The following is an 18,128-nucleotide window of genomic DNA, read 5'->3' as shown; positions in this document are numbered from 1 at the left end:
GTCATTCATCGTGCCCTATCCGCATGAGCGACGATTTTTTTGCCCCCACACCCCCGGAGCAGCCTCGTGCCGCTGTGGCGGTGCATCATGCGGGCGCGCCGCTGGCCGCGCGCATGCGGCCTCGCACGCTGGATGAGTATGTCGGCCAGCAGCATATCCTGGCGGAAGGCAAACTGCTGCGTCGTGCGGTGCAGGCGGATCGTTTCTCCTCGCTCATCCTCTACGGCCCGCCGGGTGTCGGTAAGACGACGCTGGCCCACATCATCTCGCAGGAGACGAAATCGCGTTTCGTCACGCTCAGCGGTGTGGAAAGCAGCGTGGCGGACATTCGCAAGGAGGCGGAGCATGCTTCGCAGCACCAGCGGCTCTACAACAAGACGACGATCCTCTTTGTGGATGAGATCCATCGCTTCAACAAGGCGCAGCAGGATGTGCTGTTGCCACATGTGGAGCGTGGAACGCTGCGTTTCATCGGGGCGACGACGCACAACCCGTTCTTTTATGTGAACAGCCCGCTTGTGAGTCGCTCGCAAGTCTTCACGCTGGAGCCGCTGGGAATCGCCGACCTCGAATCGCTCATGGATCGCGCTTTGAGCGATGTGGAGCGCGGTTTGGGCAACATGAAGGCAAGGATTGAGCCGGCTGCGCGTCATCACCTCGCCACCGTGGCCGATGGCGATGCGCGGCGCTGCCTGAATGCCCTCGAATTGGCCGTGCTCTCAACGCAACCGGACGCGGCGGGCGAAATCGTCATCACTCTGGCCGCCGCCGAGGAGTCTGTGCAGCAAAAGACCGTCGTTTACGATGGCGATGGCGACGCGCACTACGACACGATCAGCGCCTTCATCAAAAGCATGCGCGCCTCCGATCCCGACGCGGCTCTCTACTGGCTGGCGAAAATGCTCTACGCCGGGGAGGACATCCGCTTTATTGCCCGGCGCATCGTCATCGCCGCTAGCGAGGACATCGGCATGGCCGACAGCAATGCGCTGCGTGTGGCCGTGGCCGCTCAGCAGGCCGTTGAATTCATCGGCATGCCCGAGGCACGCATCATCCTGGCCCACGCGACGATTTACAATGCCACAGCGCCCAAGAGCAACCGGGCCTACACCGCCATCGACGCCGCCCTGGAGGACGTGAAAAACGGCCGCACGCTGCCGGTGCCGAAACACCTGCGGGACGCGCATCACAAGAAAGCCGCGAAGGAATTCGGCCACGGGGAAGGCTACCTCTACCCGCACAACTACGAGGGCGGTTTCGTTCCCCAGCGCTGCCTGGAAGGCGGCAAGCAGTATTACGACCCCACCGCGAACGGGTTGGAAGCCCGGATCAAAGAGCGCTTGGATCACTGGCGGAAGCTCTGGGAAGACCAAGGGAGCGTCGAATAATCGCCGGATGGGCAAGCTTGGAGGCTGGAAGCTCAAACCTTATCAGCCAATCTTGCTGCAGTGGCTATGATTATTTAAATTTATTAATCTTTAAAAGTCTATAAATTATGTTTTTTATATTGAGGATGTATGAAAATTACGGTAATGTTTTCGTAAATCCAAAAAAATCCAGCCATGTACAACTCACGTTTGATCACATCTGGCCTGTGTGTCGCCCTTGCGACCACTCTTTCTTCCTGCGCTCTGCCCAAGCAACCGCTGCTCACCTACTGGAAGGAAATGCGACAGAAAAATGCCGCTCCCCTCGAAACAGGGAAGCAATACGAGGTGCGTAAAGCACTCGCGACGAACATCCCGTTCCGCCCGAGCGAGATCAAAAGCTACACCTTTGTGTTCGAAGCCCCCAAGCCGCCGCTGATGATCGCCTCGAATTTGCATCGCAATTCTCAGATGCGCGTGCGTACCACGGCCTACACGCATGATGAAAGCGATCACATCATCTACGGCGTGAAGAATGCCATCGGCACGAATTTGAAGTTCGGCAGCGTGCGCAGCGCAGCCGCCGATTGGTCGCGTTTCCCTGTGGGCACGAAGTTCCGCATCGCCGGTCAGCCCAATGTGGTTTACGAAGTCGATGATTACGGTAGCGCACTCGTTGGCACCGGTACCATCGATCTCTACAAACCCAGCCAGTCCATGATGAATGACTGGGGCGTGCGCCATGTGGATATCGAGGTCATTCAATGGGGATCCTACGAGCGCAGCATGCAGCTCATGCGCGACCGCACGAAGTGGAAGCACGTCCGCTCCATGATGGAGGGCATAGAGGCTCGTCTGCGCACCGCGGGACTGCCAGAGGGCAAACATCCCGTCACCGCGTCACTGTAAATCGGCGCGATAGGGAAATAGGGCGATATTCCGCAGTATGTGCGTCGTTAGAAAACGCACACATGCGTGCCGTCCTCTTTCTGAGCCTCCTGCTCACTGCCAGTTTCAGCCAGGCCCAGAACAAACCAGGAGCGCAACCGACCGTCACGCCGCGCCAAATTGCGGCGGCCTTGATGACAGCAACCCAGCCTGCGGAGGAAAAAGCGCTGCATGACAAAGTCGTGCGCCTCTTTGGCATCAACAATCTCACGCAGGGCAGGGCCGGAGCGAAGATCGAGGCCACCACTGTCGCCTGGGCCGTCATCGACCCCAAGCCTGCCCGTGTCGTGCAGCAGGATGGCGCTCTGATTGGCGAAATGATCGCGCTTGGTGGGGATGGCCTCCAAGTGCTCGTGGCAGACATGCCGAACTTCACCGAGTTCGGCTACCGCGTCGAATCCGAAGGCATGCCGCGCCTCGCAGGCACCGTGCATGTGGAGCATTTCGATTACACCGCCGACAGCCAGCCACAGAAAAACGTGCCGCAGGGCAGGCTGGAGAAGTTTGAATGGACAACGAGCAAGGTCTTTCTCGAAACCGTGCGCGATGTCACGGTGTATTTGCCCGCAGACTTCAAACCCGGCGAGGAAACCTGCCTCATGGTCTGGCAGGACGGCTCCCGCCATGTTGATCCCAATGGTCCCATGCGCGCTTCCGTCGTCTTCGACAATCTCATCCACAAAAAGGAGATGCCACGCACCGTCGGCGTCTTCATCGACCCAGGTCGCAAGCCCAAGCAGAAGCGGGGTGAAAAAGCCGGGAACCGCAGTTTCGAGTACGACTCCCTGGGTGATGCCTACGCCCGCTTCCTCATTGATGAAATCCTGCCTGAGGTCGAAAAGCGTTATCAGACCAAGTTCCGATCTCAGCCCGAGGCCTGGGCCATCGCCGGCGGATCTTCCGGCGGCATCTGCTCCTTCACCGTCGCGTGGGAGAGGCCGGACAAGTTCCGCAAGGTGCTCTGCTGGGTCGGCACTTTCGTCGATATTCGCGGCGGAAATCACTACCCGTATCTGGTGCGCATCACCGAGCGCAAACCCGTCCGCGTTTATCTGCTCGATGGCGAAAACGATCTCGACAACAAATTCGGCAACTGGCCTCTCGCCAACAAGATGATGGCCGCGTCGCTCAAATACATGAACTACGACTTCTGCATCGACTGGACCCAGTGCTTCCACGGCAGCAAAGGCATGGCCCCGAACCTGCCTGAGGCACTGCGTTGGCTGTGGCGCGATGTGAAGTGATCCGCATCACCTTGATGAGACGATGTGCTTCTCCAATGGCAGCACATCCTCCAATTGCTCCGCCTTTGCCAGATCACGGGGCGTGATCATTTCACGCTCCAGCGGAATCGGATCTCCCGCGATGGCGCGGATGACCTGCTCATGCGGACGCCAGTCCAAGTCGCCGAGTTTGACCGTCTTGCCCAAGCTCTTCCCGCTGGCTTCTTTGAAGCCTTTGTAGATCAGCTCGGAGCAGTAAATCTTCTCATCATCCAGCTCATACTGGATGTCATACGGCAACCCGATGAATTTTTCCGCCGCGGTGATCATTGCCGCCACCTTCGGCTGAAAGTCGGCCTTCAAACGGCAGACTGCGAACGCCTCTTCGCGTCCTTGGCCGATCCAGCGGTCCAGTCGTGTCACCCTCACCGGTCCGATTGCCTCCAGCACATGCCAGACACCGTCTTGCTTCACCACGATGCCGCAATGCGAGTAAGGTGAGTGCGTGCAGCCTTCGATGGCATCGATGACCGGAATGTGCGGCAGTGATTGAAACACGATGTCACCTTGTTTGGGCGTGTAACTGGTGATGGGGCCGGAGGAGGCACAGCCGGTGAGGAGAATGTAAATCGACAGCAGCAGGGAATGCTTCATGACGGAAGCTTACCCAACCATAGCCATGCCTGTCACGCCTATTTGCTGCCGATGAAGGTCAGCACATCGGCCACATCTTGCATGGTGAGCACGCTTTCGAGACCCTCGGGCATGATTGAGGTCGTCAGCGTCTTCATATCCTGAATATCCGAGCGCAGCACGACCATTTCAGCACCACCGGGCATGCGGATCGTGATGTTTCCTGGTGTTTCGGACGCAAGCTGGCCGACGATCATGGTCTTGTCCTTCTTGGTCACCTGCGTGGCCGCGTTGCGCTGCTCCACGGCACGGTTCGGATCAAAAATGGCCTCGATCAGCTGTTCACGCGGCTTGGTGACCACCGTCAGCAGATCAGGGCCGACTTCGATGCCCAGATCACGCACCTTGTGGCACACCATGCACAGTTTCTGGAAGACTGCGGCTCCGCGCTTCGCATCGCCGCCAAGTTTAACGACTTCAGTGATGTATTTGGCGACGACTTTCTGGCGGTTCGGGTTGTTGTTTGTGATCACGGGCAGCACGGCCACGGCGGGCGCTTTCTGCGGCGATTGCTTCAGCAACGGCTTTTCCACCTCGATAAACACATCGTCGGACGAAGTCCCCGTCGCTGTGAGCGCCGCTGCACGAACCTGCGGGGCCAGAGGTTGGATCGCCGCATGCAATTCATCCGATGTCATGCCGCCGAGCTGCATAATCGTGAACGCCGCCTGGATTTTCACCGCAGGCGCGGCGGTGAGCAGATTCTTCAATTCAGTGACGGCAGCCGCATCACCACGCTCAATCAACAACCGCTGCGCTGTGTCACGCATCCAGCCATTCGCTGAAGCCATCGCTTTGATCGGATCGGGCACTGTAGTCCCGCCTTGAGGCGGCCCGGTCCTCCCAATGCGATAAATCCGCCCTTTGTCCTCACCACCTCGCAAATCCAATCCCTTCGCGATTTCCGCCGGAATCCACTCCGGGTGCTCCAGCACGAGGCGGTACATGTCCACGACGTAAAGCGCGCCATCCGGGCCGGTGCGGGCCATGCTGGGACGGAACCAATTGTCCTCGCTGGCGATGAACTCACTCTCAGCGTCGCCAGGATGACGTTTACTGGTAATGTGAGCCCCATCGTAGCTCAAAACCTCGCGATGCACGAGGTTGTTGGCCGGTTCGCAGATGAACATCACGTTTTCGCCATCAGCGCCGAAGGTTGTGTCACGAAACGGCATGGGCGAGCAGCCGGAGGTCAGCGTGTTGACCGCGCTGCCTTGATTGAACCGCCGCACCGGCGGACTGGCCGGAAAAACACGCTTCTCGCCATTCAAATCGCCTCGCACTGACTTCGCCACGATTTCGGGATGGCGTTCCAGATGACGAAACGGCAGCCAGTAGTGCCAGCCGATCGTGGCGTTGTTGTTGCCGAACCAGTTGCCGAAATCATCGCGCCACTTGCCATACTGGCTGCGACCGCCTTCGAGTGCGAACTCGCCCGTGCGCGGGTCGAAGCGGAAGTCATTCGTGCCGAGCGCATTTATTTTGCCCGTCTTCACGCAAGTGATGTCGCCGCCGCTGTCGCCATTTGCGCCATAGAACCAGCCGTCGAGTCCCCAGCAGAAGCCGTTCACGAGGTGCTGAGGATTGCCGGCGGTGAAACCGGAGAACCACGTTTCACGTTTGTCGCACTTGCCATCGCCATCCGTGTCTTCGGCGAAGAAGATGTCCGGGATGTTGGCGATGATGACCCCGTTTTTCCACGGCGCGAGTCCGGTGGGATGCTTCAGGCCGTCGAGAAACAGCGATGCCTTGTCATAAACACCGTCGCCATCCGTGTCCGTGAGGATTTTGACGCGGCCCGCCTGCAAGTCAGAGACTTTGTCCTGCCCCATGCTGCCATCCTTGGTTTTCTCACCGGGCGCGAAGGGGTAATCACCCATTTCCACGACCCACATGCGGCCTTTGGCATCCCAATTGATGAACACGGGGTCTTGCACGAGCGGTTCGTGCGCCACCAGCATCGCTTCAAAGCCAGGCTTCAGCTTCATCGCCTTCAGTGAATCCTGCGGAGATCTTGGCGCGGGTCCGGGCACTTTGAGCAGTTCAGAGAAGGGGATGCGCTGCTTCGTTGCCTCGATCCACATCGCGCCATCGCGAAACGTGACGCCCAGATCGCGGCCATTCGCGTCAACGATCAGCGGTAAGCTGTTCGCGTCGACCGCCTTGCCCTCCCGCATCACTTGCGACCAGCCTTCGTCCCATTGCAGGTTCGCCTTGGCCCGCTCTTTTGGCACAAAGAGAAAGACGCCGTATTCGTGTGGATTGGAGACCACGATGTCCTCGTGGCCGTCGCCATTCAGATCGACAAAACGCACGCCATTGTCGTGGCCTTCAGCGTCCTGAAGCCGGGCTGTCTCAGGAAGGGGCTGGTACCGTAGTTTTTCAGGAATCTCGACGGCTGCTAGGCGGCCCAAAGAGGAGGTAAGAAGCAAAAAAGTGCGGATGAGACGGAGCATGGCGCAGGAGAGAGGCAAACCAACGTCCGGCGCACTCCTCTTCCTTTGCGTTGAATGCGAATTTTGTCCGCAAAATCCGGGCAGCTTCAAGCAAGGCATGCCGAGCACGGAAAACGGGGGTGCGCTCTATTGCGCCAACAATGGAAGTCTTCGCTGTCACCATCTTCATGAGCCTCGCGTTCGCCGTGCTGTTTGCGGTGCTGTTTTTTGCCGAGCGCTCGCAGAGGCGGGACCGCAGCATCGAGCAGGACGCCCTGCTGCCGCTCGATGACGGCGCTCCAGCTCCCTCCCGCCGCCAAACTCCGCTTTCCTAATTTCCCTTCGCCCCCCTCTATGACCACCAACGCCTCCAAGATCACCATCGAGTTCGATGACCGCACCGTCCGGCGCTTCATGATTGCCTCCATCATCTGGGGCATCGTGGGCATGCTGGCGGGCGTCTTCATCGCCTCGCAGTTGAACTTCCATCAGCTCAATCTGGCCTCCTGGCTCAGTTTTGGCCGTCTGCGTCCGCTGCACACGAACGCGGTGATCTTCGCCTTCGTGGGGAACATGATGTTCGCTGGCATCTACTACTCGACGCAGCGTCTGTGCAAGGCGCGTACGGCGTCGGATATGCTCTCCAACATCCACTTCTGGGGCTGGCAGCTCATCATTGTGGCGGCGGCGATCACGCTGCCGCTGGGGCTCACGCGTGGTCAGGAATACGCCGAACTGATCTGGCCGATCAACATCGCCGTGGCGCTGATCTGGGTCGTCTTTTCTGTGAACTTCTTCTGGACGCTGGCGAAACGCAACGAGCCCTCCCTCTACGTGGCGCTGTGGTTCTACATCGCCACCATCATCACCATCGCGATGCTTTACATCGTGAACCATCTGTCGATCCCGACGAGCTGGACGCACAGCTACACGATCTTTGCCGGGGTGCAGAACGGGCTGGTGCAGTGGTGGTACGGGCACAACGCCGTGGCCTTCTTCCTCACGACGCCGATTCTGGGCATCATGTACTACTTCCTGCCGAAGGCGGCGGAGCGTCCGGTGTATTCCTACCGTCTGTCCATCGTTCACTTCTGGTCGCTGGTGTTCATCTACATCTGGGCCGGCCCGCACCACCTGCTGAATACCGCGCTGCCGAAATGGCTGCAGATGCTGGGCACGTTTTTCAGCCTCATGCTGTGGGCGCCGAGCTGGGGCGGCATGCTCAACGGCCTTCTCACGCTGCGTGGCGCGTGGGACAAGCTGCGCACCGATCCCGTGATCAAGTTCTTCGTCGCCGCCGTTACGTTTTACGGCATGTCCACCTTTGAAGGGCCGCTGCTCTCCATCCGTGCGGTCAATGCGCTCTCGCATTACTCGGACTGGACCATCGGCCATGTGCATGCCGGTGCGATGGGCTGGAACGGCTTCATGGCCGCGGGCATGTTCTACTGGCTCACGCCTAGGCTCTACGGCGCGAAGCTGTACTCGACGAGCTGGGCGAACTTCCACTTCTGGATCGGCACCATCGGCATCCTGATTTATGTCGCTGCGATGTGGTGGTCAGGAATCATGCAGGGCCTCATGCTGAATGCCACCACGCCTGACGGTCTGGCGCTGGTCTATCCGAACTTCATCGACACGCTGACCTCCATCCGCTTCTTGATGGGCTTCCGCATCATCGGCGGTTCCCTCTACCTGGCGGGCATGATCCTCATGGGCGTCAACATCTGGCTGACCATCCGCAAGGGCAGCCCGGTGAACGAGACCCGCGAAGTGGCCGTCATCGAACGCACGCAGCGCGACACGATGAGCCTGAAGGAGACCTTCCTCAATGATCCGATCGCCTGCATGTTCGCCGGGCTCCTTCTGGTGCTTGCCTGGCTCTTCCTGCCGCCCGGTGCCGACATCGCCGCGCTGGTTTGCGCGGGTGTGTTTGCTGTGCTGGCGGTGAAGCGGTTTCAAACGGGTCACAACCGCTGGTCGCAGTGGTATGAAAGCCTGCTGCACAACTGGCTGCCCTTCACGGTGCTCACCTTTGTGGCAGTGGCTCTCGGCGGTCTCATCCAGATCATCCCCACGGTCATGGTCAATCGTGCCACCAACGTCGAAGACCGCATCCAGCAGCCCTACACGCCGCTCGAACTCGCCGGACGTGACATCTACGTCAGCGAAGGTTGTTACAACTGCCACTCGCAAATGATCCGCACCATGCTGCCGGACGTGCTGCGCTACGGTGACTACAGCCGCCTCGGTGAGAGCATCTACGATCATCCCTTCCAATGGGGATCGAAGCGCACCGGTCCCGATCTCGCCCGCGAAGGCGGCAAATACCCACATAGCTGGCATTACGACCACATGAAGGATCCGCGCTCGATCTCGGTCGGCTCCAACATGCCGCCCTACACGCATCTCTTCACCGAGAAGTTCGACCAGAAGACGCTGTGGAAGAAGATCGCCGTCATGACGCAGCTTGGCGTTCCTTATCCAGCGATGACCGACACCGAGGTGAAGACCAAGGCGGTCGAGCAGGGCATCCAGATCGTCAAGGATCTCGAGACCCAGGGCCGCAGCGGTGCCCTGCCGGACACGAAGATCGTCGCCATCATCGCCTACCTGCAGAAACTCGGGAAATTCGACGTGCCAGATCTTGAGGGGAAACTCAGAGGCACACCAGCAGGCATACCGTTCCCGCTGAAACCCGGCATCCCTGACGGTTACCGCAGCTCCTCCGTCACGAAATAATCAAACACCCCGCAAACCATGTACAAACGCATCATCTACGACTCCGCGCTCGATTGGGTGCCCTACCTCGCCTTTGGCGTCACGGCGGCAGTGTTCCTAATCTTCATCGTGCGCGCCATCGGTCTGCGCAAAGACAGCGCCGCCAAAATGTCCCGCCTTCCCTTGGACGACTGATCTTCGCGACTTTCAACCCCGCCCTTCGACATGACACCCCAATCTCCCAACAACGGCCCCGTTCTCCGTGACCACACCTATGACGGCATTCAGGAGTACGATCAGAAACTGCCGAACTGGTGGCTCTTCACCTGGTACATCACCATGGTGTGGTTTGTGATCGCCTGGGTGGCCTACTACCAGCTCAGCCTCGGTGAATCCGGCGAGGAGCAGGTGGACAAGGCTCTCGCCAACATCCAGGCCGTCCAGCTCAAAGAGCTCGAAAAGCTCACTGACGACAAGCTCTGGGCCATGTCTCAGGACGACAAGATCGTGGGGGCCGGTGCCGCTACCTTTGCCACCACCTGCGTGGCTTGCCATGCGCCGGATCTCTCCGCACACATCAACGGCGTCAAGCTTCCTGGCCAGCCGCTCAACGACACCGAATGGAAACACGGCGGCAATCCGTTGCAGCTTCTCAGCATTGTCCGCAAAGGCGCGCCTGATCTCACCAAGGGCATGCCGCCATGGGAGCCGCAGCTCGGCCTGAATCGTGTGGTTGAAGTCGTCGCTTTCATTCTCAGCAAGCACAAGCAGGGCGAGCCCATCACGCTCTCCGCAGATTCACCTTTGAAGAAATAATTCGGACAGCATCCGCCTGACGCGCCAGGCACGGAAATGAAACCCAGCACCCCCACACTCGACTCACTCTCCACCATCCACGCCGACGGTTCGCGCAAATTCGTTCAACCGTCGGATGTTCATGGCCCCTTCACTTTCTGGAGACGAGTCGCGGCGCTGGTGCTGCTGGTCATCTATGTGGCGCTGCCGTGGATTCCGGTGAACGGCTTTCCCGCCGTCTTTCTCGATGTGCAGGAGCGCCGTTTCCATTTCTTTGGCCTCACGCTCGCCACCCAGGATCTCTGGATCGGCTTCTTCCTCGTCACCGGCCTCGCCTTTTCACTCTTCTACGTCACCTCGCTCTTCGGTCGCGTCTGGTGCGGCTGGACCTGCCCCTACACCGTGTTCATGGAGCAGCTCTATCGCCGCGTGGAGCGCTGGATCGACGGCGACGGCCCTGCGCGCCGCCAGCTCGAAGACGCGCCCTGGACGGCCTCCAAGATCGCCCGCCGTGTGTTCAAGCACGGGATCTTCATCCTCATCTCCGCCGTCATCGCCCACATCTTCCTCAGCTACTTTGTTTCGATCAAGTCGCTCTATGAGATGATGCAGCACTCGCCCGCGCATCATGCCAAGGCCTTCGGCGTCGTGCTCTTCCTCACCGGCGCGTTGTATTTCTCATTCAGTTGGTTCCGTGAGCAGTTCTGCATCATTCTCTGCCCCTATGGCCGCCTTCAATCCGCGCTCACGGACGACAACTCCGTAGTCATCGGCTACGACAAAAAACGCGGTGAGCCGCGTGGCAAAGCCACCGTCGAAAAACCGGCCGGCGATTGCATCGACTGCCGCCGCTGCGTGCAGGTCTGCCCCACCGGCATCGACATCCGCAACGGTCTCCAGTTGGAGTGCATCGGTTGCGCCGCCTGTGTCGATGCCTGCGACGACATCATGACCAAGCTCAAGCGTCCGAAAGGGCTCGTGCGCTACGACTCCTTCATCGGCCTCCAGGGCGGAAAAACACGGCTCGTTCGTCCTCGCACCATCTTCTACACCCTCATGCTGGTCGTCGGGGCAGTCGCCTTCAGCTTCGCCATCACGCGCATCTCGCCGCTGCGGGCCAGCGTCGTGCGCATGGGCGGGGCTTCGTTCTACGTCGATGCCGGAGTCATCCGCAATCAGTTCCAGCTCCGCATCATCAACAAGCGCAATGCCGAGTCCACCTACAAGATCGAACTCGTCGGTGCTGTGCCGGCTTCCTTGAAGATCATCGGTGTCGATCAAACCATCACGCTCCCGCCCATGGGCGAGGATTTGAAGACCCTCGTGCTCACCCTGCCGCAGGCCGACTTCAAAGAGCACTTCAAGTTCCGCATCAAAGTCACAGATGCCGCTCGTGGCGACAGCAGCGAGACCCGCGTCATGGAATACCTCGGCCCCGATCCGAAGGCCCCGCCTGCCGCTGCGCTCAACGCCAAAGACTTCATCCGCTAAACAGGGCTTCCTAACTCATCACCTTTACTTCTCCCGCCATGATTCCGAAATGCATCTCCAGCCGCCCTTGGCTCTTCGTGGCCGTCGCCTTCATCGGTTTCGTCTCTTGGTGGGTCTTTTTCATCACGCTCGCCATCAAAAACGCGCCGCCTGAGATTCCGCTCACCACTCGCACCGTCCATGCAGTCCATTGATACCAGCGCCGCCGCCTTTCTGGCCGGACTCGTCACCAGCGTCCACTGCGTGGCCATGTGCGGTCCGTTGTCCTGCTCCTGGGCGGTCACCGCCAAGTCTGGTGCGTCCAATTTCATGCGCGACACCGGCCTGTATCATGCCGGGAGGCTTGTTTCGTATGCCGTCGTCGGTTCCATCGCCGGTATGATAGGCATCATGCCCCTGAGCTTCTTCCAGCATGGTGCAGGCATCGTTTTGCCCTGGCTGCTCGTCATCGCCTTCGCCATCGTCGGCATGGGTTTGGAGACCTATCTGCCGAAGCCGCAATTCCTCCGCGCCGGAGTCCGCCGCATTCAGAGTTTCGCCTTCCGCATGCCAGGTGCCGCACGGGCTGGCCTGCTCGGCTTCGCCACACCACTGCTGCCCTGCGGCCCGCTTTATCTGATGTTCGCCCTCGCCATGGCCAACGGCTCCGCCATCAAAGGCGCCGAATTCGCCTTCGCCTTCGGTCTCGGCACGCTCCCACTCCTCTGGATCGCTCAAACCCAGCTCCACCTCATCGGTGGCAAAGTGCAGCCTCAGACCATGCGCAAAATCCAGCGCACCCTCGCCTTCACCGCCGCCCTCATCATGGCCTGGCGTCTTCGTGGCACCCTCGATTTCGGCAGCGACGCAATTCCAAGCTGCTGCCACGCGGTGATGTGAGATCCCCAGCTCCAACGGGGCTACGGAAGCCAGCCCAGGGCAAGCGAGCCTAAGCGAGTGCCGCCCTAGGTCCAGCGCATCAAAAGTGGGAAGCAAACCCGGTGTTACGCCACACGCCGCGCCTAACAGCAGCGCCTGCAACGCATTCCGCCACGCCATTGATGTGAACCGCGTTTTCATCACCATTTCATCCCCGCTTCATCAAGGTTTCACGCCGCTTTTCACCATGAGCGTCGATGAAACCACTGCTCATTCTCCTGCTCGGAGCCGCTTCAGTGCTGGCTCAAACCGAAAACCGCGTCACCGCCGCCACGCTCGATGAGAGCGAGGTGCGCATCACCTATGGCGAGCTCAAACGCCTCGTTGCCGCCACTTTACCGAAGGAAACACCGCCGGAACCGAAACCGCCGCCCGTGCCTGCCGCGTTGCTTTCGACGATCTACCGTCTCGATGCCAAGGCAGGCACGATCATCGCCGAGATGCAGGTGGAGAGCTTCGACGCCGCCTGGCATGCCATCCCTCTCGCAGGCGCGGTCTCGGGTGCGGTTTCGGTCGAACCCAAAGATTCACGCATCGTCGTCACCGAGGATCATCTTTGCCTCATCACCGACAAGACTGGTGCACAGACCGTGAAACTCACCTTCGCACTCGCGCATGAAGGGCAGGGGACCACGTTGCATCTCGCGGCGTCTCCGATCGCTTCGCTGGAGGTCAAAGAACTGCCGGAAAACAAAGTTCTGCACCTCCAACACGGCTCCACGACGAAAAACATCGTCCTAGCCGGAACAACCGCCCTGCCCGCCAGCGGCGGCGAAATCACCCTCACGCTCGAAGACGCCCGCACAGCCGCGCAAACATCTCCTGCCGGCTCCACTGACGACGCCATCGTCTCCACGGCCAGTTACACGACCCAAGTCGTCCGCGACGGCTCGGTTTTGACCGAAGGCTCGATCACCGTGCGTCACGATCAACCCGTGAAACTCGTTTTGCAGCTTCCCGAGGCCGCGAAACTTCTCCAATGCCACGTCAACGCCGATCCCGTGCGTCCCACGCTCGGCGAAGTGAATCGCATCGAGATCCCACTCGATGATCCCGCCACCGACGGAGCTGAGTCCGAGGTGAAGCTCTCCTTCACCTCCACCCTTACCGCCTTGCAGGCCGCCGAAGGCGAACTCGATCTCGCCCTGCCGCAGACACCGCTCTTTGCGAAGCAGATCGACTGGAACGTGCAACTCCCCACCGGCTACGACCTCACCTTCACCGGCAACGTCGATCCCATCACCGACAAAACCACCGCTCCCGGATTGTACCTCCGCAAATCCCTCTGCCGCGATCAACAACCCCAAGCCCGCATCACCTATCGCAAACGCACCAGCAACTAAGAACCACGAACCAGGAACAAATAACAAACACATGAAACTCACCCACCTCATCGCCATCGCCGTCATTTTCATCTGCACCAGCATCGCCTGGTGGCTCCTCGGCGGCGTCATCATGCACCGCACGAACCACGTCTCCTATCAAACGGGCGACAGCGTCAGCGGCCGCTGGGGGCCGCCACTGTTGCAAAAGCATCCCTCCGCGCGCTACACCTCGTCCAACGGCTCCAAAGTCATGCTTCAGCCTGCGAAAAGCGACGTGCAGGTCAAACTTGCCTACCAGCCGGTCAAAATGGGTCTGCTCTGGCACCGCACCTACGGCGTGCAGTTCGAAGGCGCTTACACCTTCACCAACACCACTGCCATCACCCAGACCTTGGACATCGACATTGAGCTGCCCTCCGGCAACACGCTGCTCGACAAGATCAACTTCACCCTCGGCACCGGCGAAAAAGCCCGCCGCTCAGTCGCCGCTCCCGAGCAAGGCGTCATCACCGACAGCGTGCAGCTTGCCCCTGGCGAAAGCATTCCCGTCACTGTGAGCTACGAATGCCGTGGCATGGATCAATGGCGCTACGCTTTTGCCGATGCCAGCCGCATCCGCGACTTCACGCTGACCATGAACACCGATTTCAGCGACGTGAACTTCCCCATCAGCTCACCCACCGATCGCAAGCCGGCAGGTGAGGGCATGCAGCTTGTTTGGAAATACGAAGACGCCATCTCCGCCCCCGGCATCGGCATGGAAATGCCGCGCGAGCTGAACGCCGGCCCCGTGGCATCGCAGATCTCGTTTTATGCGCCGCTTTCGCTGCTGCTGTTTTTCATGGTCGTCATCATCACCGTCATCTCACGCGGCGTGTCACTTCATCCGGTGAACTACTTCTTCCTCGCCGCCGGATTCTTCGCCTTCCCGCTGCTGTTCTCTTACATGCTTGATGTCGTCCCGGTGCATCTGAGCTTCGTCATCGCCGCGCTCGCCTCCTTGCTGCTCGTGTGCGGCTACCTGCGTGCTGTCGCAGGAGAATTTATCTTCCGCGTCGCCGTTGTCGCCCAAACCGCCTACATGGTGCTGTTCAGCTACAGCTTCTTTTTCAAAGGCCTCACCGGGCTCACTCTCACCGTTGGCGGCATCGTCACGCTCGGCGTTTTGATGGCCCTTACCGCCAAAGTGGACTGGAGTCAGAAACTCGGCGCGGTTTCGCCAAGACTTGCTTGATGTCTGCATGCCCGGATCGTTTAATCACCCACACCCGTCATGCCCACTCGCATCCTCGTCGTCGAAGACGAACCCTCCATCTGCGAAAACGTCGTCTATGCCCTCGAAGCCGATGGATTCGCGGTTACGACCGCCACCACGGGTCGCGACGCGTTGGAGCAGATGAAGTCGCAGACCTTCGATCTCATCATCCTCGATGTCGGTCTGCCGGACATGACGGGCTTCGAGGTGTGCCAAACGATCCGCAAGACACAGTCGTTGCCGATTCTCTTTCTCACCGCACGCTCCAGCGAAGTGGATCGTGTGGTGGGTTTGGAGATCGGGGGCGATGACTACGTCGTGAAACCTTTCAGCCCGCGCGAACTCGTCGCCCGCGTGCGTGCGATCCTGCGGCGTGTTTCAGCCACACCGCTGCCGCCGAACGGCCACGACGCCTCCATCCCGCTCGTCATCGACGACGTGCGCTGCCAGGCCATCTACTTTGGCACCGCCTTGAATCTCTCGCGTTATGAGTTCCGCATGCTGAAGGCCTTCGCCGCGCATCCGGGCCGCGTGTTCAGCCGCGAACAGCTCATGGATCACGCGTCCGAAGAACCAGACGCCTCCATGGAACGCACGGTGGACACGCACATCAAAACCCTGCGCTCCCGCATGCGCGGGGTGCGGTCGGCCATTGATCCCATCGTCACGCATCGCGGCATGGGCTACTCGTTGCTCGAAACCTGGCCTGACGCATGAGCCTGACCGCACGTTTCCTTCTCGGTTTCGCGCTCGTGGCCAGTGTGGGGCTGTTTGTGCTGTTCTCGCAGCTCATTCATCGAGTCGAGCGGCAGTATTTCGAGGCGGTGGAGGAGCCGATGGTCGATGTGGCGAACATCCTGGCCGAAATCTTCGCTGCCGATGCGAAGAACGGCGTTTTGGAACCGCAGGCCGTCGAAAAGGCCATCCGCGCCGCGCAACAGCGCCAGCTCAACGCGCAAATCTACAATCGCACCAAGACGCAGGTGGACATGCAGGTCTATGTCACTGATGCGCAAGGACGTGTGCTGTTCGACTCCGCCGGCATCGAGACGCCCGGAACGATCTCCAATCATCGCGATGTGAATCTCACGTTGATGGGCGAATACGGCGCACGCTCCTCTCGCACCAGTGAATACGACCCTCTTTCCGTCGTGATGTATGTCGGCGCGCCGATCCGGCAAAACGACCGAACCCTCGGCATGCTCAGTGTCGCCAAGCCGCAACGCGGCGTCCTCGCTTTTGTGTGGGAGACGGAGCGCTGGCTGAAATGGTCCATCGTCACCACCGTCGTCCTCATGCTGCTGGGCATCTACCTTGCTGCCCGCTGGGCCACCCGGCCGCTGGATGATCTGTCGCGCCATGCGCTCGCGGTGAGCCGTGGCGAGCGATCCACTTCGCCGCACATGCCGGGCCATCAAATGAAGACGCTTGCAACGGCGCTCGAAGACATGCGCGATGCGCTCGAAGGCCGCGAATACGTTGAGAACTACGTCCAGAGTCTCACGCACGAACTGAAAAGCCCCGTCGCCGCCATCCTTGGCGCCAGCGAGATTCTGCAAGGCGATGTGCCCGAGCCGAAGCGCGCCCGCTTTCTGCAAAACATCCGATCCGAAGCCGGGAGACTGCGTGACCTGCTGGAACGCCTGCTGCACCTCGCCGCGATAGAGAAGCAGAAAACGCTCGAAAATCGCGAGCCGGTAAACCTTCATGAGATGCTGTACCGCGCATGGGATCATCATGCGCTCATCGCTGCGGGCCGTGAAGTCAGCCTGCAACGTGAAATGACCGGCGATCACGTCATTCAAGGCGATCCGTGGCTCATCGAGCTGGCCGTGAGCAATCTCATCCAAAACGCCATCGACTTTGCGCCGAAAGGAAGCGCGATCAGCGTCCGCAGCTACCGCTTCGACTCGAATGTAGTGATCGAGATCGAGGATCGCGGCCCCGGCATTCCCGATTATGCGCGTGAGCGTGTGTTCGAGCGCTTCTACTCGCTGCCGCGCCCCGACACCGGCAAAAAGAGCACCGGCCTCGGCCTGTGCTTCGTCAAGGAAGTCGCGGAACTACATGGTGGCAGCGTGGAACTGACAAATCTTGAAAGCGGGCCGGGTGCGAAGGCGATGTTGATTCTTGCTGCCTAGTGGATGGCAGGTTTGACAATTCAGACCGGCTTCCCTAGTCTCGCGCGATCTCGCCAACCAATCATCATGAGCACACCCGAAGCCGGAAAGCCCGTTTACAACGTCAAGAACCCCTGCATCGCGAAAGTGAAGCGCATGTTCAACCTTTCCGGCCCGGACGCGCCCAAGCACACGGCGCACTATGAGATCGATCTCGCCGGTTCCGGTTTGGAATACACGCCGGGCGATTCCCTGGCCGTGCAACCCACGAACGATCCCGCGCTCGTCGATGACACGCTCAAGGCGCTCGGCTTCGCCGGTTCTGAAATTGTGAAGCATCCCAAAACGGCCGCTGACGTGCCAATCCGGCAGGCGTTGATCGAAGGCGCGCTCATCACCGAGATCGATAACAAATTGATCAAAGCCATCGTCGAGAAGACCGGCGGCAACACGCCACTCGCCGAGCTTTCGCAGCCGGAGAAGAAGGAGGAACTCAAAAACTATCTCTGGGGCCGCTTTGTGATCGACCTGCTGCTCGAAAACCCCGCCGCGAAGTTCACGCCCGAGGAATTTATGCTGACGCAGAAGAAGCTGAACATCCGCCTCTACTCGATCAGCAGCAGCCAGAAAGCGCACTCCGATGAAGTGCATCTCACCGTGGCCACCGTGCGCTACAACAGCCACGGCCGTGCCCGCAGTGGCGTGTGCTCGTCGTTCCTCGCTGAACGTGTGACACCGAACGAGACGCTGATCCCGTGCTTCGTGAACCACGGCAAAGGCTTCCGCCTGCCCGAACCTCACGAGGAGACGCCCATCATCATGTGCGGCCCCGGCACC

The 18,128-nt window shown here is 59.9% G+C and carries 16 protein-coding genes and 1 pseudogene; 15 read left to right on the top strand and 2 right to left on the bottom strand.

Going from position 1 to position 18,128, the window contains the following annotated elements:
- Positions 1-113 precede the first annotated feature (113 nt).
- The 3 genes from U1A53_RS18330 to U1A53_RS18320 all read left to right on the top strand — a co-directional run bounded on the left by U1A53_RS18330 (position 114) and on the right by U1A53_RS18320 (position 3,559).
- On the top strand, positions 114-1,388 hold the full coding sequence (locus tag U1A53_RS18330) for a replication-associated recombination protein A (protein WP_345786500.1): 1,275 nt from the start codon (positions 114-116) through the stop codon (positions 1,386-1,388).
- A 174-nt stretch (positions 1,389-1,562) separates the two neighbouring features.
- The gene (locus tag U1A53_RS18325) at positions 1,563-2,276 is read left to right on the top strand and encodes a 3D domain-containing protein (RefSeq protein ID WP_322283213.1); all 714 of its coding nucleotides are present in this window, start codon (positions 1,563-1,565) and stop codon (positions 2,274-2,276) included.
- Positions 2,277-2,338: 62 nt separating this feature from the next.
- Positions 2,339-3,559, top strand: a complete 1,221-nt coding sequence (locus U1A53_RS18320) for an alpha/beta hydrolase-fold protein (RefSeq protein WP_322283211.1) — start codon at positions 2,339-2,341, stop codon at positions 3,557-3,559.
- Between the two features lie 6 nt (positions 3,560-3,565).
- Here the strand turns inward: U1A53_RS18320 and U1A53_RS18315 are convergent, their stop codons facing one another.
- Both U1A53_RS18315 and U1A53_RS18310 read right to left on the bottom strand, forming a co-directional pair.
- Positions 3,566-4,192: a YiiX/YebB-like N1pC/P60 family cysteine hydrolase gene (locus U1A53_RS18315; protein WP_322283210.1), complete on the bottom strand. Its 627-nt coding sequence runs from the start codon at positions 4,190-4,192 to the stop codon at positions 3,566-3,568.
- A 38-nt stretch (positions 4,193-4,230) separates the two neighbouring features.
- Positions 4,231-6,687, bottom strand: coding sequence for a PVC-type heme-binding CxxCH protein (locus U1A53_RS18310; RefSeq protein WP_322283208.1), 2,457 nt, complete (start codon positions 6,685-6,687; stop codon positions 4,231-4,233).
- A 140-nt stretch (positions 6,688-6,827) separates the two neighbouring features.
- Here U1A53_RS18310 and U1A53_RS18305 point away from each other — a divergent pair, with 140 nt between their 5' ends.
- The 12 genes and pseudogenes from U1A53_RS18305 to U1A53_RS18250 form a co-directional block, all read left to right on the top strand.
- Positions 6,828-7,001 carry a hypothetical protein gene (locus U1A53_RS18305; protein WP_322283207.1) on the top strand — a complete coding sequence of 58 codons (174 nt, stop codon included), beginning with the start codon at positions 6,828-6,830 and terminating at the stop codon, positions 6,999-7,001.
- A gap of 19 nt (positions 7,002-7,020) precedes the next feature.
- A complete protein-coding gene (ccoN, locus tag U1A53_RS18300) occupies positions 7,021-9,408 on the top strand; it encodes a cytochrome-c oxidase, cbb3-type subunit I (protein WP_322283206.1) in 2,388 nt (795 codons plus the stop codon).
- 18 nt (positions 9,409-9,426) lie between these two features.
- Complete coding sequence (locus tag U1A53_RS18295) at positions 9,427-9,582, top strand: hypothetical protein (RefSeq protein WP_322283205.1); 156 nt, start codon at positions 9,427-9,429, stop codon at positions 9,580-9,582.
- A gap of 30 nt (positions 9,583-9,612) precedes the next feature.
- On the top strand, positions 9,613-10,203 hold the full coding sequence (locus U1A53_RS18290; RefSeq protein ID WP_322283203.1) for a cbb3-type cytochrome c oxidase N-terminal domain-containing protein: 591 nt from the start codon (positions 9,613-9,615) through the stop codon (positions 10,201-10,203).
- 36 nt (positions 10,204-10,239) lie between these two features.
- On the top strand, positions 10,240-11,673 hold the full coding sequence (ccoG, locus tag U1A53_RS18285; RefSeq protein ID WP_322283201.1) for a cytochrome c oxidase accessory protein CcoG: 1,434 nt from the start codon (positions 10,240-10,242) through the stop codon (positions 11,671-11,673).
- A gap of 38 nt (positions 11,674-11,711) precedes the next feature.
- Positions 11,712-11,867, top strand: coding sequence for a hypothetical protein (locus U1A53_RS18280; RefSeq protein ID WP_322283200.1), 156 nt, complete (start codon positions 11,712-11,714; stop codon positions 11,865-11,867).
- Entirely contained in the window at positions 11,854-12,552 is a 699-nt protein-coding gene (locus tag U1A53_RS18275) for a sulfite exporter TauE/SafE family protein (RefSeq protein WP_322283199.1), read from the top strand. The genes U1A53_RS18280 and U1A53_RS18275 overlap by 14 nt, the downstream gene beginning before the upstream one ends.
- Positions 12,553-12,788: 236 nt before the next feature.
- Positions 12,789-13,934, top strand: a complete 1,146-nt coding sequence (locus U1A53_RS18270; protein WP_322283197.1) for a hypothetical protein — start codon at positions 12,789-12,791, stop codon at positions 13,932-13,934.
- A 31-nt stretch (positions 13,935-13,965) separates the two neighbouring features.
- Positions 13,966-15,150, top strand: a complete 1,185-nt coding sequence (locus U1A53_RS18265; protein WP_322283195.1) for an inner membrane CreD family protein — start codon at positions 13,966-13,968, stop codon at positions 15,148-15,150.
- Positions 15,151-15,189: 39 nt separating this feature from the next.
- Positions 15,190-15,888, top strand: coding sequence for a two-component system response regulator CreB (gene creB, locus U1A53_RS18260; protein ID WP_322283193.1), 699 nt, complete (start codon positions 15,190-15,192; stop codon positions 15,886-15,888).
- Complete coding sequence (gene creC, locus U1A53_RS18255; RefSeq protein WP_322283192.1) at positions 15,885-17,312, top strand: two-component system sensor histidine kinase CreC; 1,428 nt, start codon at positions 15,885-15,887, stop codon at positions 17,310-17,312. The genes creB and creC overlap by 4 nt, the downstream gene beginning before the upstream one ends.
- Before the next feature lie 66 nt (positions 17,313-17,378).
- Positions 17,379-18,128: pseudogene (locus tag U1A53_RS18250) on the top strand (hypothetical protein); the annotation flags it as partial.

It is taken from the genome of Prosthecobacter sp., assembly GCF_034366625.1.
In the GTDB taxonomy this organism is placed as follows: domain Bacteria; phylum Verrucomicrobiota; class Verrucomicrobiia; order Verrucomicrobiales; family Verrucomicrobiaceae; genus Prosthecobacter.
Note: the sequence above shows the minus strand (reverse complement) of the source record. Positions and strands in the feature narration are given on the sequence as shown.

Coding starts and splice junctions, on each gene's coding strand:
- U1A53_RS18310 (WP_322283208.1), bottom strand. CDS start 6,687: ATGCTCCGTCTCATCCGCACTTTTTTGCTTCTTACCTCCTCTTTGGGC.
- U1A53_RS18305 (WP_322283207.1), top strand. CDS start 6,828: ATGGAAGTCTTCGCTGTCACCATCTTCATGAGCCTCGCGTTCGCCGTG.
- U1A53_RS18320 (WP_322283211.1), top strand. CDS start 2,339: ATGCGTGCCGTCCTCTTTCTGAGCCTCCTGCTCACTGCCAGTTTCAGC.
- U1A53_RS18270 (WP_322283197.1), top strand. CDS start 12,789: ATGAAACCACTGCTCATTCTCCTGCTCGGAGCCGCTTCAGTGCTGGCT.
- U1A53_RS18290 (WP_322283203.1), top strand. CDS start 9,613: ATGACACCCCAATCTCCCAACAACGGCCCCGTTCTCCGTGACCACACC.
- U1A53_RS18315 (WP_322283210.1), bottom strand. CDS start 4,192: ATGAAGCATTCCCTGCTGCTGTCGATTTACATTCTCCTCACCGGCTGT.
- U1A53_RS18295 (WP_322283205.1), top strand. CDS start 9,427: ATGTACAAACGCATCATCTACGACTCCGCGCTCGATTGGGTGCCCTAC.
- U1A53_RS18265 (WP_322283195.1), top strand. CDS start 13,966: ATGAAACTCACCCACCTCATCGCCATCGCCGTCATTTTCATCTGCACC.
- U1A53_RS18330 (WP_345786500.1), top strand. CDS start 114: ATGCGGCCTCGCACGCTGGATGAGTATGTCGGCCAGCAGCATATCCTG.
- creB (WP_322283193.1), top strand. CDS start 15,190: ATGCCCACTCGCATCCTCGTCGTCGAAGACGAACCCTCCATCTGCGAA.
- creC (WP_322283192.1), top strand. CDS start 15,885: ATGAGCCTGACCGCACGTTTCCTTCTCGGTTTCGCGCTCGTGGCCAGT.
- ccoG (WP_322283201.1), top strand. CDS start 10,240: ATGAAACCCAGCACCCCCACACTCGACTCACTCTCCACCATCCACGCC.
- U1A53_RS18280 (WP_322283200.1), top strand. CDS start 11,712: ATGATTCCGAAATGCATCTCCAGCCGCCCTTGGCTCTTCGTGGCCGTC.
- ccoN (WP_322283206.1), top strand. CDS start 7,021: ATGACCACCAACGCCTCCAAGATCACCATCGAGTTCGATGACCGCACC.
- U1A53_RS18325 (WP_322283213.1), top strand. CDS start 1,563: ATGTACAACTCACGTTTGATCACATCTGGCCTGTGTGTCGCCCTTGCG.
- U1A53_RS18275 (WP_322283199.1), top strand. CDS start 11,854: ATGCAGTCCATTGATACCAGCGCCGCCGCCTTTCTGGCCGGACTCGTC.